The organism is Bacillus sp. GbtcB14 (assembly GCF_019091205.1).
Lineage (GTDB): Bacteria > Bacillota > Bacilli > Bacillales > Bacillaceae_G > Bacillus_A > Bacillus_A cereus_AG.
Genome location: NZ_JAGXJT010000001.1, coordinates 59373 through 76201, shown reverse-complemented (window position 1 = coordinate 76201; position 16829 = coordinate 59373). Strand labels below are relative to the sequence as shown.

Below are 16829 nucleotides of genomic sequence, written 5' to 3'. Positions count from 1 at the left end.
GCGGTCTGCTCCATCTTTTTATTTATCGATCAACTGCACCATAAGTAATGCTTTCCCGACAACATTACCTTCATGATGTACTTCTACATCCACCTTACCAAATTTACGTCCAATTTCTAATACTTTCGGATGAACTGATACAACATTGTCAATTTGAACTGGTTTTACGAAATAAATTGTTAAGTTCTCAACAATTAAATCGCTCTTCTTTTGCGCACGAATAACACGATTCGTTGCTTCCGTCACAATCGTTGCGAATACACCGTAAGATAACGTTCCGATCGAATTCGTCATTTGCGGCGTCACTGAAAATTGATATAAATGCTCATTCTTCGCTTCTTTCGGCGTCATGAATTGATTCGTTACAATATCATCGATTGTTTCCCCAACTTGTGGTTGACGCTGAATCATTTGCAATGCCTGAAGTACATCTTGACGGCTAATAATACCTTGCAGTTTATTTCCTTCATCAACAACAGGAAGTAACTCAATACCTTCCCACACCATCATACGCGCCGCAGCTGCGACAGACATTTTACCATTCACTGTAATCGGATGTTTTGTCATCACTTTATCAATCGGTGTTTCTTTCGCTACACCGATCATATCTTTTGAAGTTACGATACCTAGAACCTTTTTATTTTCATCAATAATCGGATATCTTCCGTGCATCGTCTCTTCATTATACGCATGCCATTGCTGTACCGTATCATTTGGCTTTAAATATAACGTTTCTTCAATCGGCGTTAAAATATCTTCAACAAGTACAATTTCTTTCTTAATAAGCTGATCGTAAATTGCGCGGTTAATTAACGTCGCAACTGTAAATGTATCGTAACTACTTGAAATAATCGGTAGTTTTAATTCATCTGCTAATTTCTTCACATGATCTTCCGTATCAAATCCGCCCGTAATTAACACCGCAGCTCCGGCTTCCAACGCTAATTGATGTGCATTCGTACGGTTACCAATAATAAGTAAGTTTCCTGCTTCTGTATAGCGCATCATCGCTTCTAACTTCATTGCCCCGATTACGAATTTATTTAACGTTTTATGTAGTCCTTCTCTGCCCCCAAGTACTTGACCATCGACAATGTTAACGACTTCTGCATATGTCAGCTTTTCAATATTCTCTTTCTTCTTTTGTTCAATTCGAATTGTTCCGACACGTTCAATCGTACTAACATATCCTTTATTTTCTGCATCTTTAATTGCACGGTAAGCTGTCCCTTCACTTACACTCAAATCTTTCGCAATTTGCCTTACAGAAATTTTATGCCCTACTGGCAGGCCATTAATATGTTCTAAAATTTGGTTATGCTTGGTAGCCAAATGGTTTCACCATACTTTCTTTTCCCTAAATTCTTCATGTGTTGTATTTTCAGTATACTATATTTTCAAAACTGTTACACTCTCTCTTTATATATCTGTACTATTTTTTTTATAACAAAATACGCCTTACATTACACTACTTCTTCTATTACAACAATGTAATGGTATTGTCATCTCGTTCGATAGTTTGTCCAGCCGCTTCCATATACAATGAAGACAAGAAATGAAACAAAGGAGCGGATATATGATGAAAAAATTATTAGAAGTTGTAGGTGCTGTATTTTTAGCTTTCGTAGACGGAAAAAAAGTTGCAATGGAATTGAATGAAACACCTGAACAGCCACTTCCAAAAAGAAAAAAATCATCAAAACAAGTACAACCTTTAAAAGCTGTCCTACACACGTAAAAAACCCTTCACTTGTCTTTTCAAATGAAGGGTTTCTTTTCTATAGTGTAATACTTTCTCCAGCTTCTAATACTTTTCCTGTACAATTGTGTAGCTTTTCTACAAATTGATATGGGTCTTGTTCAATTACTGGGAACGTATTGTAATGCATCGGTACAACAATTTTCGCCTGAGTCCATTTCGCTGCTAAAACAGCATCTTCTGGTCCCATTGTGAAATTATCACCAATTGGTAAAAACGCTATATCAATGTTATTCAGTTCCCCTATTAATTTCATATCAGAGAATAGAGCGGTATCTCCCGCATGGTATACAGTTTTCTCTTCTGCTGTAAATAAAATACCCGCTGGCATACCTGTATATGTAATCGTCTTATTTTCTTCATCAATATAACTAGAACCGTGGAATGCTTGTGTAAACTTCACTTTTCCGAAGTCAAATTCATGCGAACCACCAATATGCATCGGATGTGTATTTACACCTTGCCAACTTAAAAATGTCGCTAGTTCAAATGGTGCCACAACAACTGCATTATTTTTCTTCGCAAGCTCTACTGTATCTCCAACATGATCACCATGTCCATGCGATAAAAGAATTGCATCTACTTTGACATCTTCAGCCTTTAAATCCGTTGTCGGATTTCCAGTTAAAAATGGATCAATTAAAATCACTTTTCCATTCGTTTCAATCTTTACAACTGAATGCCCGTGATAAGATACTTTCATTACTACATTCCTCCCCTATTCACATTCTCATTTTTTATTCTACATGATTTTTCAATTCCCTGTCTTTTCTAACATCTATTTACTTGTCATAACGCTTTCTTCCGATGTAAAGTTATATTTGTAATTAAATATCTCGGGGGTGCCAATCGATGAATGCTAGATTAGAAAATTTAATGCAATGGCTAAAAGAAAAAAACGTAGAAGCTGCGTTCTTAACTTCTACACCAAACGTTTTCTACATGACAAACTTCCACTGCGAACCACACGAAAGACTTCTTGGTATGTTTGTATTCCAAGAAAAAGAACCTATTTTAATTTGCCCTAAAATGGAAGAAGGTCAAGCGCGTAACGCTGGCTGGGCACATGAAATTATCGGATTTACTGATACTGACAGACCATGGGATATGATTGCAAAAGCAATTAAAGACCGCGGCATCAATGCAAATGCAGTTGCAATTGAAAAAGAACATTTAAACGTAGAGCGCTACGAAGAATTAACAAAGTTATTCCCAAATGCAGCTTTCAAATCAGCTGAGGAAAAAGTTCGTGAACTTCGCTTAATTAAAGATGAAAAAGAACTTTCTATTTTACGCGAAGCAGCTAAAATGGCGGACTACGCTGTTGAAGTTGGTGTAAATGCAATTAAAGAAAATCGTAGCGAGCTAGAAGTATTAGCAATTATCGAACACGAATTAAAAACAAAGGGCATACATAAAATGTCATTTGATACGATGGTATTAGCAGGTGCAAACTCTGCTCTTCCACACGGTATTCCAGGTGCAAACAAAATGAAACGCGGCGATTTCGTACTATTTGATTTAGGCGTAATCATTGAAGGTTATTGCTCTGACATTACACGTACAGTAGCATTCGGCGAACTTTCTGAAGAACAAACTCGCATTTACAACACTGTACTTGCTGGACAATTACAAGCAGTTGAAGCATGTAAACCAGGTGTTACACTTGGCGCAATCGACAACGCTGCTCGTTCTGTTATTGCAGATGCAGGTTACGGCGACTTCTTCCCGCACCGCCTTGGTCACGGACTTGGAATTAGCGTACACGAATATCCAGATGTAAAAGCTGGTAACGAGTCACCATTAAGAGAAGGTATGGTCTTCACAATCGAGCCAGGTATTTACGTACCAAACGTAGGTGGCGTTCGTATTGAAGATGATATTTACATCACAAAAGATGGATCAGAAATTTTAACGAAATTCCCGAAAGAATTACAATTTGTGAAATAAGAAAAAAGGCAGCGTGATTGCTGCCTTTTTCTATTTCTCTACTATTTCAAATTTCTCTACAATCATTTTTGCTGGATAGCTTTCAAGCATTTGAGAAGACCATATTTTTACTTTATACCCTGTTTTTAATTGATTATATGCGTCTTTATCCTTAAAGCTCAACACTATATCTGATGGATGTTCTTTCTTCATTTGTTGTTCTATATAATGCCGCAACTCTACTTTTGTATTAAACGTTTTATCACCGACAAAAAATACCGTGTCATTTCTTACTATGATATACCCTTCTTCAGGTACTTTTTTTACTGCTACTTGCTCTACTTGTTTTGTAGTACACGCTGATAATATGACTAGAAATGCACCTAAAAACATAAACATAGAAAATTTTATATGCCTATTCATTTTTATCCCCTTACTCTATGCTATTTCCGCTTTAAAACCATCTTCTCCTCATACTTATCATCCCATTTAATCACAATCTCTATCGGTTCATCTTTAGATGGGGGTGCGCAACTTACACAAGAAGACTTCATTTCAACCCTTGCTCCTCTATGACTTTCTGACGTTTGTGTCATTGTACTAAGGGTTTCATTAATAGCAATCTCCAAATTTTTAAATTCTGTATTCCCATCTCCGCCCTTATACTGAAACGTAAACACTCCATCTTCACTATCATCCTTAATATATCCTTTATATTGCCCCGTCCAACTCTTGCTCTCACTAGAAAAAGTAACATACGAAATCGAGCAGCTTCCTAATAAGAAAATACAAATGAAAAAGAATAATGCTCTCTTCATAAATGGCCCTCCATTCAAAAGCACTTATTTATTGTCTATTTCTTCCTCTTATTATATTATAAAAATACAGAATTTTCTAAAATAGGAGGTTTATATGTTACAACAACAGTTAGAAGAAATTCGTAATAATAATTACATAATCAATGATGCCCTCAATATCGATTCTTTAAGTTCCAGTATGCTTGAGCATATTGGGGATACTGATAGCTATTTAAGGGATAAAATTATCTACTCTACTTTTTATCACCTAATCAAGAAGGACTATATTTCACACACACACTTACAGAAACTATTATTAGAAAGCATCAGTGACAAATATTTATTGTATAAGATTCATTCAAATGACGAAGATGCTGTATTTACCCGTGCATTTACAACATTATTAATTGCGCTCATTATTGATGCTGATACAAATCATAATTTCTTATCACAGCATGATATTTTAGCTGTAAAAGATCAATTAATTCTATATATGAACAATGAACATGATTTCCGTGGATATGTGCAAGACCACGGTTGGGCACATAGTATCGCTCATGCTTCCGATACATTCGAGGCGCTTGTGAATAGTCCTAAACTGGAAGCTTTATATTACGAAGAGATACTACAAACTTTATTAAACAAAGTTTGTGTCCATTCCATCTATTACAAATACGAAGAAGATGAGCGTCTCGTTTATCCTATTGTCGCAATGCTGCAAAATGGTCTAAAGGAAGAAGTACTCATATTAGCCCTTCATGACCTGGTAGCTCAATTACCCGCCCAAAAACAAACATTACATATTAAATCGTACGAGTACCTATACGGAAATATAAAATCTTTCTTACGTAGCTTATTTTTCAGACTACGTACACTGTCTATATGTAAAGAAACCGAATGCGAAATTGAAAAATTGCTCCAAGAGCTTCCAAAATATTATTAAAAAAAGAAGGCTACTCAAAAAGTGCCTTCTTCTATTTCACTAATATTTAATTGAAATTTCACGATCCAAACTGAGAAAAGGTGGACAAGAAGCGCAAACGCCATACATGCTCCGCTTAAAAAAGTTAGTATAGGATGCGAATACACGTGCCCTAATCCATAGGATATCGCCACGAAAAACATTGTTATGTAAATATAAATTGCTCCATGTATTTGCCTCATATGAACCTCCTTTTCCCATATTATAACATAAATTTTCTGATTATTCACATTAATCGTTTGTAATCAATATTTCTCAACTGTTACACCTCTAACAGCTGCCTTAATATATGGTGCTCCTTGTAAACTTTGTAAATCCTCTGTTTTGCCTGTTACAACTACACCGTATATTGGTAGGTCTTTTGGTTCGGTATTTTTTATTTCATTATAGTTTGTCCTAAAATACTCTTGAAATCCCCCTTTATTTTCACTTAAAGATACTTAAATAAAATTTTTCTTTTAAATTTTTTTCAAAATAAAAAGCACATCTATTTTGATGCGCTCTACACATATACTTTAGTAACATATGAATCATTTTTTGAAACAAAAACTCTCACTCATCTCTCCCCATACTATCGTTATGACTTAGTTGCCATAATAATTGAACGAGGATAAAACCCCAGTTTTTCATAAAACGATACAGCTTCATTTCCGTACACTACCGTTAATTCAATTTCATCTATCTTCTTCTCTTTAAACCATTCCACTGCACTATTCATTAATTTCAAACCAAATCCGTTTCTTCGGTATTTTTCATCAACGAATAAAACTTCAATCTTTCCGCTTACGCTTTTACTATACGCTATACAAAACCCTAATATATCATCTGTTTCCGCCTCAACTAATAATTCAATTCTATATTCTCCATACTTTGAATTCTGTTTATAATTTTCAATACGTTCCTCAAATGTCATTCTTGGATAATCACCAGAAAAATGTTTTGATTTATCATTATGATATTCATGCAATTTATTTAAGGATTCTCTTATTATTTCTATTTCATCGAGAGTGATATATTTATTACTAATTATCATCCTACAGCATCTCCAATAATATATATTCCAACCAAAAAGATGACCATTTTACGGTTATAAAATACCAATCTATTATTTCATCGCTTCCTTCACAACATCTTGAATCATAACGACTTCTGTTTTCATATCAACAGACTGTACTTCTTCATCAATACATTCATACCAAAATGCTAAGTGCTTTTTATCAATTTCATGATGAGAATTTTCGACAAGAGCCCCGCCTTCTCCTTGCACAGAATACCAATATAAGTACTCTTCTCCACCTCTTATTTCCCGGAAAATTGTCTCAACGTACATCTTTTCGTCGTTTAGTGTCAAAAGTACTTCTTTCATATTGTCATTAAGAAGCTGCATCCATTCATCTACACGATGACCTTTACCTTGTTTCACTTTAAATCTCGTTAACTCTACATTCATTTTTATTCCCCCGTTTTCTTACGTACAAACAAACTATATTCTATTGGATGATTAAAACTTAATTTACTAGCTAATCGTTGCGAAGGAATATTGTCTACATAACAATCCCAGCACGGTGTAATATCATTTTTTGTGCAATGTTCAATAAACCGTGTTGCAACAGCTTGGGCTAATCCTTTCCCTTGGTATGCTTGATGCGTCACAATATCAATTTCAGCAAATCCATTTCCGTTAAATATCGAAACACATTCAGCTACAATTATCCCATCTTGTTCTATACAAAATCCAAATCCACCGTTCAAAAATGTTTCTTTTGATCCCCAATATTCTTTGTAATACTCCTCTGTAAATTCACTGCTTCGTTCTATACCACTTTTATCAATACGCTTCACTTCATATGTATTTTTGTTTGAATCTCGTTTTCTCTCTTCAGAAATTTCTCGTTGGAACTTCATTCGAGGCATGTTCCGAAGTGCATTACTAAAACGCACTTCAATCATCATTTCCCACTCTTCACTTGAAGTGAAGAGTGTAAATCTCTTCTCTGTTTTTTCAATAGCCATTTTTAAATACGCAAATAAATCTTCGTTATAATTTTGATCATCCGTATCACCAAATAAATAATAGATACCGTTCGCTGTACGAATTAGTCCTGCTGTTAACTTCTCGTTGGCAAAAATCTCACCATCTATCATTTGGTCACATACCGCATAAGCAAACGTCGTCGTTCTTGTATGACTTTCTAAAATCGGAATGATTTTTCTATACTCGGCTACAGATAATTTTTTCATAACCGCTCCACTTTAATCGTATCAGCCTCTATATTTTCAAAACAAAGATTTACTGTTCTCTTTAATGCTCTCGTTCTATGGATTGTGCACGCTGGAATTAAGATAGAATCATTTGGCTTTAAAACCGCTGTTTCTCCATCTTCAAAATCAATAAGTAATTCTCCCTCTAACACAATAAATAATTCATCCGAATTAGAATGATAGTGCCAATCATATTCACCAGTAAATACAGCGATTCGTAAACAATGACTATTTATATTTGAAACGATGAAGTTTTTATGTTGATCTTGAATGTCTTTTGTTAACTCTAATAGATTTACTGTTTCCATAGTTCTTCCCATCCAATTCCCCTCTTTCGACTTCCGTTTTTCATTTAATTCCAAATTATCACAAAAAACAATATCATAACAAGCTATATTTCACGTAAAGTTTTGTTTACTTTTTGTATAGTTTTATTTACTTATTACCTAAAAATGGATATAATAAATGTAACAAATTTACAAAAAGGAGACTTTGTATATTTGATTAAAAATAAGGTGAAACAATTCCGCGTCGTTAGAGACATCACCCAAGAACAATTAGCTTCCTCTGTTCAAATCACTAGACAATCCCTCATCGCTATCGAAAAAAACAAATACAACCCAAGTTTAGAATTAGCATTGAAATTATGTGAGTTTTTCAACTGTAAAGTAGAAGATTTATTTCAATTAGATAAAACTGGGGAGGAAAACGAATGAAAAATACTTTTAATCAAGAGTTCATTTCGCATCTTACCATTTTGTTGTTAGGTTCAACTTTTCTTTATTTCAATAGTAATGATGAAGAAAAGATTAGTTCTGTCCTTCTATTCGCTGGCGTCTACATACTCTTATCCTTAATACTATTCGTAGTGAAACGATTATTCTTTAAGAAAAAAAAGAACGCTCCCGAAAAATATCCATTACCTGAGATGGATGAAAGAATCGAGAAGATGAGTTTAAAACTTATGGCACAAATTTTCGGTCTCTCTCATTTAGTCGGCTCTGCGATACTATTTATTTTATATATCACTGACAAAAATTCGATGATACGAGTTGAGTATGCCTTATATTACTTGTTCGGCATTCTTTTCTTTACAATGATGTTCGGATTGAGAATCGTAAAGAAACTAGACAATTAACTCAAATAAAAAGCCCCTCCTTACAAAAGGAGGGGCTTACATGTATTTCTATTATGATAAAGCAGGAGCTTTTTCAAGTAGCTCTTTCGCATCAGCGTATTGTAAGCCGTGAGCTTCTGCAACTGCTTCGAATGTTACATAACCATCTAATGTGTTAATACCTTTTAGTAATGCAGTGTTACCTAAGCATGCGTCTTTGTAGCCTTTGTTCGCAATTTGTACTGCATATGGTACTGTTACGTTTGTTAATGCAAGAGTTGATGTACGTGGCACCGCGCCTGGCATATTCGCAACTGCATAATGAACAACGCCGTGTTTTTCGTAAGTTGGGTTGTCATGAGTTGTAATACGGTCAGTTGTTTCGAAAATACCACCTTGGTCAATCGCGATGTCTACAACGACAGAACCTGGTTCCATTGATTGAATCATTTCTTCTGTTACAAGTTTTGGCGCTTTTGCACCTGGAATTAATACTGCACCAATAACAAGGTCAGATTCTTTTACAGCTTCTGCAATGTTGTATGGATTAGACATTAACGTTTTTACTTGATTACCGAAAATGTCATCTAATTGACGAAGACGTTCTGCACTTAAGTCGATGATTGTTACATCTGCACCTAAACCTACTGCAATCTTCGCTGCATTTGTACCAGCTTGACCACCGCCGATAATTGTTACTTTGCCGCGTTTTACCCCTGGAACGCCTGCAAGTAAAATACCTTTACCACCTTTGTTTTTCTCAAGGAATTGTGCACCGATTTGTGCAGACATACGACCAGCTACTTCACTCATAGGTGCAAGTAATGGTAAAGAACGATTTTCTAATTGTACTGTTTCGTATGCAATTGATGCAACTTTGTTATCAATTAATGCTTTCGTTAATTCTGGTTCTGGAGCTAAGTGTAAGTATGTGAATAAAATTAAACCTTCGCGGAAATAGCCGTATTCACTTGCAACTGGCTCTTTTACCTTCATAACCATATCTTGATTCCATGCTTCTTCAGCAGTTTCAACAAGTTTTGCACCAGCTTGTACGTATTCTTCATCTGTAAAGCCAGATCCTAAACCTGCTCCTTTTTGAACAAAAACTTCATGACCATTTTGTACTAAATGTACTGCTCCCGCTGGCGTCATTGCCACGCGGTTTTCATTGTTTTTAATTTCTGTTGGAATACCGATACGCATTATTAGTTCCCCCTTGAGTTATGAAATGACCCCTGAATCATTTTTTAAAGCGCTTTCTACGCTCTTATATTTTAACATAATATCTCAATATTTGACAAAAAATAATACAAGTTTTCCGATAGATTTAATCTTACATGAAAGGACAGTATTATCCGCAACTCTCAGCACAATGGATAAACTGTCCAATTATTCGAAACTTCATTTTATTTTATTCTATCGATGTCTATGGATAACATCGACTGCACCAGTCACTTCAATTATTGTACCGGTAATCATATCGGAATCTTCCTCACATAAAAACGAAATCGTTCTTGCGATATCTTCACCTGTTCCGGATCTACCAATTGGTGTGTTACGTTCTTTCAACTGACGTGCTTCTTGAATTGTCGCTTCTTTCATTTCACCAATAATATCACCAGGACATACCATGTTTGCAGTAATACCATATTCTGCTTCTTCGTAAGCAACTGTTTTCGTTAATGAAACAAGTCCTACTTTCGCTGCTGCAAATGCTGAACGATAAATCCATCCCGGTGCGCTATCTGCCCCTTGGAATCCGTAATTAATAATACGGCCAAATTTCTGTTTTCTCATAACTGGAACGACAAGTTTCAACAAATGAAATACCGCTGTTAAATTTCCCTGAATCATTTCATTCCATTCGTCTTCTTCGTAATCAACTAACTTTTTTCTTTCAAATACATATGGACCAGCATTATTAATTAAAAAGTCAATTTTACCAAAACGACTCATCGCTTCTTCTACTATTTTATGTAAATCTTCCTTTTTCGTGACATCCGCTTGCACGAATTGTAGACGCTCTTCCATATTTTTATATGTTTCTTTCATCTTTTCCATAGCCACTATATCGCTATGATACGTTACTGTTACTGAATATCCTTTAGCCAATAACTTTTCTGTTACTTGCTTTCCTAAACCTTTCGTACCGGCTGTAATGAGCGCGTGTCTCACAAACATGCCTCCTTTTTAATTGCTATACTTCATATGTAACAAGTTCTCGCTCCAATTACAACTAAAATGAATTAAAGCAAAGTTTTCAAAATTCTGTAACGTTTTCGGTAAGCACATTACCAAAATTTGTTTTATAATAAAGTTGTAAACAGTAATAAAAATGATTGGGAGGAATTTACTATGAATAATACATATACAAATATTTTAATCGCGGTGGACGGTTCTAAAGAAGCAGAAAGAGCCTTTAAAAAAGCAATTCAAGTCGCAAAACGTAACAATGCAACATTAACAATTGCTCATATCGTTGATGTAAAAGCATATTCAGCAGTAGAAGCTTATAGCCGCGCAATTGCTGAACGTGCAAATCTATTTGCAGAAGACTTATTAGAAGACTACAAAAAAACTGCGCTTGAAGCTGGCCTTGAAAAAATTGAAGCTGTATTAGAATTCGGTAATCCTAAATCTAAAATTTCAAAAGAAATCGCTCCAAACCATAAAGTAGATTTAATTATGTGTGGTGCAACTGGTTTAAATGCTGTTGAGCGTTTCCTAATTGGTAGCGTCTCTGAACATATTATTCGCTATGCGAAATGCGATGTCCTTGTTGTTCGTGGTGATGAGGAGCAAGGTGATCTTTAATTCATAAATAAAACACCAAGTCCACATGTTTTACTGGTGGATAAGGGAAATGAAGCTTTAGGCTTGAATGAACAATAAATACATGTTGTTAAACAACGATAAAAAAGGAGTGGGTAATCCACTCCTTTTTTTCACGACTGTGTAAAAAGAATAAAGATGTTTAATGTTACTCATAAAAATAAATCTTCTCTGTTTTTCTCCACTCTTACATGGATTTTAAAATCATCATTTTTTAATTGATTTTCTAATCAAGTTTAAACTGTATTCTACTTAATTCTTTGAGTAATTGGATGGTCGTCTTTTAGTTGTAATAAATCCCATAAATTCCCGTACAAATCCTTGAATACTGCAACTATTCCATATTCTTGCTCTTTCGGCTCTCTCACAAATTCTATTCCTCTTGAAATCATTTCATTATAATCTCTCCAAAAATCGTCAGTATTTAAGAAAAGAAAAACTCTGCCGCCTGACTGGTTACCGATAAAGGAGTCTTGCTCAGGTTTAGATGCTCTAGCCAGTAATATTGTGGTGCCGACTGAACCAGGAGGAGATACCACTACCCATCTTTTGTTTTGTTCTGGCTGATATATATCTTGGACTAATGTGAAATTTAGTTTCTTTGTATAGAACTCTATTGCCTCATCGTAGTCTTTTACTACTAATGCGATATGAACTATGGATTGAATCATTATTATCCCTCCTATTATTACTGAACAATCAAATCATAGTATAACATTTCTTACTTTAATCTATATATTAGCTTAATAATACAGGCTCTTGTTTTTCTTCACTTCACATACTTCACTATAAATACAAGACAAACAACCACTACAACAGCTACTGCCAGCACATATGGCGGTAAGAACTTCAAAGACCACAATACCATCATGATCGTAGCTACCGTTAAATAAGATTGCCTTGCATCCTCTGTCATTTTTTTACGAAGAAAGAAAACATACAAATAACCGATTGGCGGCGTAATGAAGCAAAGAACATATATGATTTTAGATTTTAAATACCATTTTTGTTCTCCGAGTTTCTGTATACCTTCTTCTATTCTCTTATGTTCTTGTTCTCTCGCTTCTTCTACAAGCTGATCTTCCTCTTCTCCTCGCTTTTCTTTCATATAAGGAAGAAAGTGCATGAAAAAATAGTATGCAAATACGAACGCTCCAAATCCAATATCTAATCTTTCTAATGGAATATGTTCACTAAAAAAGACAGCAATAAGCACTAAAGACAAACAGTACGTCGTCATCCAAAATGAACGTTTTCTCTTTTTCCGTTCCATTTCTTTTTTATTTTGTACATGTTTTCTTTTCGAAAGCCATATCGAAATAAAGCAATCTACTATAAATAGAATAAAGATAAATATCCCAACGTGTACTGTTTCTACATCCTCAAATGAAAAGATATTTGGGAATGCAACGTGTAATACAATTAGCGTGTACAAAATTATCCCTATATAATAAATACGTCTCATTTTCCATTCCTTTCTTATTTCCTAACTTTAGGTTAACATACATTTTTTAGAAATAGACGGACAAAATATATATGTTAAAAAAGGAGGATGCTATATGAATGATTCTGAGCGTATTATTTTAGACGTGAATGGGAAAGAACTCGAAATGTTAGATATGATTCGTACTCATTTTAAAGAGAAACATGGCGTGGAACTAAGTAATGGTGCATTGCTGCGAGATTTGATGGATATTGAGTATATTCGAATTACGGAAGATCGACATAAGTACGATTAATCGATACATTGTAAGCCTAGAGCAGATTGCTCTAGGCTTACTTACATCCATACGAAAAATGTTATAATTAGGAAAAAGTGTGGAAGGATACGAAAATATGAAATCTGAAAATATCTCAAAACATTTTCATACATTACATGTACAAAGAAACAAGTTCCTTCCTCAGCTCCATTCACTATCACAAGAACAACTATGGTATCGCCCGAAGAATGGAAAATGGTCTATTGGGGAGCATTTTTATCATTTATATTTAATTACAAAGATGCTAAAAGTCGCGATTAAATTCTCTTTCACTCTTATCCCTTATGCAAAACTACGAAGAAATGCCCCATTTGCAACTGACATACACGACATTTATGCCGAATATAAAGAAAAGCACGGCAAAGGAATGAAAGCACCTCGGATTTTAATCCCTTCAAAAAAAATCTATCAATCTATGAATGTAACTGAATTAGAAGAATTACTTGCAAGTGAAACAGATGACATAAAAAAGCTAGTTCAAAATATAGAAGAAAATATTGCAGGACATATCGTATTTTTAGATCCGATTGCTCACTATCCTAACCTGATCCAATCTATTCAACTATTAGCGATACATGAAAAACATCATTTTATGATTATGAAAAATAATTATGAAATGATAAATACTCCTGTAAAAATCTAAATACAAAAGGTAAGGCACTTTCAAAAAAAGCACCTTACCTTCTATACTATGCATCACTTAATTCCAACGAACTCTATGGCTAATCCCTTCGCCTTCTCCAAAGCTTTTTCAATTTGCTCAAATCCTGTCCCGCCAGCACTGTTACGACGTTTCACAGCTGCATACGGTGAAAGAACTTCATACAAATCTTCTTCAAATAACGAACTCATTTCTTTATACGTTGCAAGTGGTACATCTACTAAATAAATTCCTTTTTGTGTGCAGTGTAGCACTAGCTTCCCAACAATTTCATGAGCTTGACGGAATGGCAGTCCTTTACTTGCTAAGTAGTCAGCAATTTCTGTTGCGTTTGAGAAATCTTTGGTTACAGCTTGCCCCATCTTTTCTTTGTTGACAGTCATCGTTTCTAGCATACCTGCCATAATATGAAGGCACCCTTCTACTGTTTTTACTGTATCAAACATTCCTTCTTTATCTTCTTGTAAGTCTTTATTGTAAGCGAGCGGTAATCCTTTCATGACTGTAAGTAAACTAAATAAATTACCGTACACTCTGCCTGTTTTACCACGAATAAGTTCCGCCATATCTGGATTTTTCTTTTGCGGCATAATGCTGCTTCCCGTTGCGTATTGATCGCTCATTTCAATAAATTGAAACTCTTGGCTACTCCATAAAATAAGTTCTTCGCAAAAGCGTGATAAGTGCATCATAAGCATAGATGAGTTACTTAGGAACTCCAGTATGAAATCACGATCGCTTACTGCGTCTAAACTATTTTCATAGATTCCATTAAACCCAAGAAGCTCCGCACTATATTCTCTATCAATCGGGAATGTTGTACCAGCTAACGCTCCTGCTCCTAATGGCGAAATGTTAATGCGCTTTAATGAGTCTTCATAGCGATTCACATCACGCTCTAACATCCAAAAGTAAGCGAGAATATGATGTGCAAATGAAATTGGTTGGGCGCGTTGCAAATGCGTATAACCAGGCATAATGGTTTCAATATTATTTTCTGCTTGATGAACAAGAACCGTTTGCAATTGTTTTGTAGCTTTAATAATATGTTCTACTTTTTCTTTTAAATATAAATGCATATCAGTCGCTACTTGATCATTACGACTTCGGCCTGTATGAAGTTTCCCTCCGACTTCTCCAATTTGTTCAATTAACATTTTTTCAATGTTTAAGTGAATATCTTCTGCTTCTACTGAGAACTGAAGCTTATTCTCTTTTGCTTCTTTTAATAAATACTGAAGCCCTACCTTTATTTTCCCTGCTTCTTCTTTCGTAACGATGCCTTGCTTTGCTAGCATCGTTACGTGCGCAATACTTCCGTTTATATCTTGATTTACTAATTGTTGATCGAAGGAGATGGATGCTCCGAACTCTTCAACCCATGCTTCCGCTTCTTCTGTAAAACGTCCGCCCCAAAGTTTGCTCACGCTTCCACCTTCTTTTGATTCACTTGGCTGTATACTTTCGTCGGTAAACCGAATAATGAAATGAATCCAACTGCTGCATCATGGTTAAATTCGTCCTGGGCAGTATATGTTGCTAGTTTCTCATCATATAAAGAGTACTCAGATTTACGTCCTTCTACAATCGCATGGCCTTTAAATAATTTCACACGCACTGTACCTGTTACATTCTTTTGCGTTTCTTGTAAGAAAGCATGAAGTGCTTGTTTTAAAGGAGAGAACCATAAACCGTTATAAATAAGTTCTGTTATTTTCTGCTCAATCACCGGTTTAAAATGCGCTACTTCTTTTACGTGCGTTAGATCTTCCAGCTCTTTATGTGCTGTGATTAACGTCATTGCAGCTGGACATTCGTACACTTCACGCGATTTAATACCAACAAGACGATTTTCTACGTGATCGATACGTCCAACCCCATGCTTTCCAGCAAGTGCATTTAACGTTTTAATTAATTCTGAAAGTGAATATGCAGTACCATTTAAAGTCGTCGGTACGCCTGCTTCAAAACCGATTTCTACAAACTCTGGTTTATTCGGTGTATCTTCTAAAGCTAATGTCATCTCATATGCATCTTCTGGCGGCGCTGCCCATGGATCTTCTAAAATGCCACATTCGTTACTGCGTCCCCATAAATTTTGATCGATTGAAAACGGGCTATCTAAATTAATCGGAATTGGTACATTGTTTTCTTTTGCATAGGCAATTTCTTCTTCACGTGACCATTTCCATTCACGTACAGGCGCAATCACTTCTAAGTAAGGATTTAATGCTTGAATAGAAACTTCAAAACGAACTTGATCATTCCCTTTCCCTGTACATCCATGCGCAACTGCAGTCGCTCCTTCTTGTTCTGCAATCTCTACTAATTTTTTCGCGATAAGCGGGCGTGATAAAGCAGAAACGAGAGGGTATTTCCCTTCGTATAAGGTGTGCGCTTGCATCGCCATCAATGCATATTCATTTGCAAATTCTTCTTGAACATCAATCATATATGATTTAATTGCACCTACTGAAAGTGCCTTTTCTTTTACAAATGCTAAGTCTTTACCTTCCCCTAAGTCTAAACAAAGCGCGATAATATCATAATTCTTCTCTTGTAACCATTTAATTGCAACGGAAGTATCAAGACCTCCGGAATATGCTAATACAACTTTTTTCTTCTCCATTTTGCATCCCCCTAAAGAATAAATATTCATTTTCTTTTATAATAATACACACTTTAACACCTTTTATAAAATGTATCAAGAGTCATTTTCAAATTTTT

Annotated in this window: 23 protein-coding genes and 1 pseudogene; 8 read left to right on the top strand and 16 right to left on the bottom strand. The window is 35.2% G+C overall.

Annotation, left to right across the window (positions count from 1 at the left end; translation table 11 throughout):
- Positions 1-18: 18 nt before the first annotated feature.
- Positions 19-1332, bottom strand: coding sequence for a CBS domain-containing protein (locus KVT31_RS00465; RefSeq protein ID WP_088097969.1), 1314 nt, complete (start codon positions 1330-1332; stop codon positions 19-21).
- A 244-nt stretch (positions 1333-1576) separates the two neighbouring features.
- On the opposite strand from KVT31_RS00465, the gene KVT31_RS00460 reads away from it, so the two are divergent.
- Positions 1577-1738: a hypothetical protein gene (locus tag KVT31_RS00460; protein ID WP_060486545.1), complete on the top strand. Its 162-nt coding sequence runs from the start codon at positions 1577-1579 to the stop codon at positions 1736-1738.
- A gap of 40 nt (positions 1739-1778) precedes the next feature.
- Here KVT31_RS00460 and KVT31_RS00455 read toward each other — a convergent pair whose 3' ends face one another.
- Positions 1779-2462 (bottom strand): metal-dependent hydrolase, encoded by a 684-nt coding sequence (locus tag KVT31_RS00455; protein ID WP_088097970.1) that lies wholly within the window; start codon positions 2460-2462, stop codon positions 1779-1781.
- A gap of 149 nt (positions 2463-2611) precedes the next feature.
- On the opposite strand from KVT31_RS00455, the gene pepQ reads away from it, so the two are divergent.
- Complete coding sequence (gene pepQ, locus KVT31_RS00450) at positions 2612-3709, top strand: Xaa-Pro dipeptidase (protein WP_088097971.1); 1098 nt, start codon at positions 2612-2614, stop codon at positions 3707-3709.
- A gap of 30 nt (positions 3710-3739) precedes the next feature.
- Here the strand turns inward: pepQ and KVT31_RS00445 are convergent, their stop codons facing one another.
- Together KVT31_RS00445 and KVT31_RS00440 are read right to left on the bottom strand one after the other, a co-directional pair.
- A complete protein-coding gene (locus KVT31_RS00445) occupies positions 3740-4111 on the bottom strand; it encodes a DUF3221 domain-containing protein (RefSeq protein WP_088097972.1) in 372 nt (123 codons plus the stop codon).
- A gap of 20 nt (positions 4112-4131) precedes the next feature.
- The gene (locus tag KVT31_RS00440; protein ID WP_088097973.1) at positions 4132-4506 is read right to left on the bottom strand and encodes a hypothetical protein; all 375 of its coding nucleotides are present in this window, start codon (positions 4504-4506) and stop codon (positions 4132-4134) included.
- Positions 4507-4600: 94 nt separating this feature from the next.
- On the opposite strand from KVT31_RS00440, the gene KVT31_RS00435 reads away from it, so the two are divergent.
- Positions 4601-5428 carry a DUF2785 domain-containing protein gene (locus tag KVT31_RS00435; RefSeq protein WP_088097974.1) on the top strand — a complete coding sequence of 276 codons (828 nt, stop codon included), beginning with the start codon at positions 4601-4603 and terminating at the stop codon, positions 5426-5428.
- Between the two features lie 14 nt (positions 5429-5442).
- On the opposite strand, the gene KVT31_RS00430 is transcribed toward KVT31_RS00435, so the two are convergent.
- From KVT31_RS00430 to KVT31_RS00405, 6 genes and pseudogenes are all read right to left on the bottom strand, one after another.
- Positions 5443-5649 carry a hypothetical protein gene (locus KVT31_RS00430; protein ID WP_001248905.1) on the bottom strand — a complete coding sequence of 69 codons (207 nt, stop codon included), beginning with the start codon at positions 5647-5649 and terminating at the stop codon, positions 5443-5445.
- 63 nt (positions 5650-5712) lie between these two features.
- Positions 5713-5871 (bottom strand): annotated as a pseudogene (locus KVT31_RS00425) (anti sigma factor C-terminal domain-containing protein); the annotation flags it as partial.
- Positions 5872-6044: 173 nt separating this feature from the next.
- A complete protein-coding gene (locus KVT31_RS00420) occupies positions 6045-6500 on the bottom strand; it encodes a GNAT family N-acetyltransferase (protein WP_088097975.1) in 456 nt (151 codons plus the stop codon).
- A gap of 72 nt (positions 6501-6572) precedes the next feature.
- On the bottom strand, positions 6573-6917 hold the full coding sequence (locus KVT31_RS00415) for a DUF6176 family protein (RefSeq protein ID WP_088097976.1): 345 nt from the start codon (positions 6915-6917) through the stop codon (positions 6573-6575).
- Between the two features lie 2 nt (positions 6918-6919).
- Positions 6920-7708: a GNAT family N-acetyltransferase gene (locus KVT31_RS00410; RefSeq protein ID WP_088097977.1), complete on the bottom strand. Its 789-nt coding sequence runs from the start codon at positions 7706-7708 to the stop codon at positions 6920-6922.
- A complete protein-coding gene (locus tag KVT31_RS00405; RefSeq protein WP_088098199.1) occupies positions 7705-8037 on the bottom strand; it encodes a cupin domain-containing protein in 333 nt (110 codons plus the stop codon). Before KVT31_RS00405 ends, KVT31_RS00410 begins: the two co-directional genes overlap by 4 nt.
- Before the next feature lie 144 nt (positions 8038-8181).
- Between KVT31_RS00405 and KVT31_RS00400 the strand changes: the two genes are divergently transcribed.
- Complete coding sequence (locus tag KVT31_RS00400) at positions 8182-8445, top strand: helix-turn-helix transcriptional regulator (protein ID WP_063260731.1); 264 nt, start codon at positions 8182-8184, stop codon at positions 8443-8445.
- Positions 8442-8867 (top strand): hypothetical protein, encoded by a 426-nt coding sequence (locus tag KVT31_RS00395; protein WP_088097979.1) that lies wholly within the window; start codon positions 8442-8444, stop codon positions 8865-8867. The genes KVT31_RS00400 and KVT31_RS00395 overlap by 4 nt, the downstream gene beginning before the upstream one ends.
- Positions 8868-8918: 51 nt before the next feature.
- On the opposite strand, the gene ald is transcribed toward KVT31_RS00395, so the two are convergent.
- Both ald and KVT31_RS00385 read right to left on the bottom strand, forming a co-directional pair.
- Positions 8919-10052 (bottom strand): alanine dehydrogenase, encoded by a 1134-nt coding sequence (gene ald / locus KVT31_RS00390; RefSeq protein ID WP_088097980.1) that lies wholly within the window; start codon positions 10050-10052, stop codon positions 8919-8921.
- 213 nt (positions 10053-10265) lie between these two features.
- A complete protein-coding gene (locus tag KVT31_RS00385) occupies positions 10266-11030 on the bottom strand; it encodes an SDR family oxidoreductase (RefSeq protein WP_088097981.1) in 765 nt (254 codons plus the stop codon).
- A gap of 174 nt (positions 11031-11204) precedes the next feature.
- On the opposite strand from KVT31_RS00385, the gene KVT31_RS00380 reads away from it, so the two are divergent.
- Positions 11205-11663, top strand: a complete 459-nt coding sequence (locus KVT31_RS00380) for a universal stress protein (protein ID WP_088097982.1) — start codon at positions 11205-11207, stop codon at positions 11661-11663.
- 266 nt (positions 11664-11929) lie between these two features.
- Here the strand turns inward: KVT31_RS00380 and KVT31_RS00375 are convergent, their stop codons facing one another.
- Together KVT31_RS00375 and KVT31_RS00370 are read right to left on the bottom strand one after the other, a co-directional pair.
- Complete coding sequence (locus KVT31_RS00375) at positions 11930-12352, bottom strand: VOC family protein (RefSeq protein ID WP_088097983.1); 423 nt, start codon at positions 12350-12352, stop codon at positions 11930-11932.
- A gap of 98 nt (positions 12353-12450) precedes the next feature.
- Complete coding sequence (locus KVT31_RS00370) at positions 12451-13146, bottom strand: hypothetical protein (RefSeq protein ID WP_088097984.1); 696 nt, start codon at positions 13144-13146, stop codon at positions 12451-12453.
- Between the two features lie 94 nt (positions 13147-13240).
- On the opposite strand from KVT31_RS00370, the gene KVT31_RS00365 reads away from it, so the two are divergent.
- Entirely contained in the window at positions 13241-13420 is a 180-nt protein-coding gene (locus tag KVT31_RS00365) for a ProA domain protein (protein WP_088097985.1), read from the top strand.
- Positions 13421-13517: 97 nt separating this feature from the next.
- The gene (locus KVT31_RS00360) at positions 13518-14084 is read left to right on the top strand and encodes a DinB family protein (protein WP_088097986.1); all 567 of its coding nucleotides are present in this window, start codon (positions 13518-13520) and stop codon (positions 14082-14084) included.
- A 53-nt stretch (positions 14085-14137) separates the two neighbouring features.
- Here the strand turns inward: KVT31_RS00360 and argH are convergent, their stop codons facing one another.
- A complete protein-coding gene (argH, locus tag KVT31_RS00355; RefSeq protein ID WP_088097987.1) occupies positions 14138-15529 on the bottom strand; it encodes an argininosuccinate lyase in 1392 nt (463 codons plus the stop codon).
- Entirely contained in the window at positions 15526-16731 is a 1206-nt protein-coding gene (locus KVT31_RS00350) for an argininosuccinate synthase (protein ID WP_061679881.1), read from the bottom strand. Before KVT31_RS00350 ends, argH begins: the two co-directional genes overlap by 4 nt.
- Positions 16732-16829 lie beyond the last annotated feature (98 nt).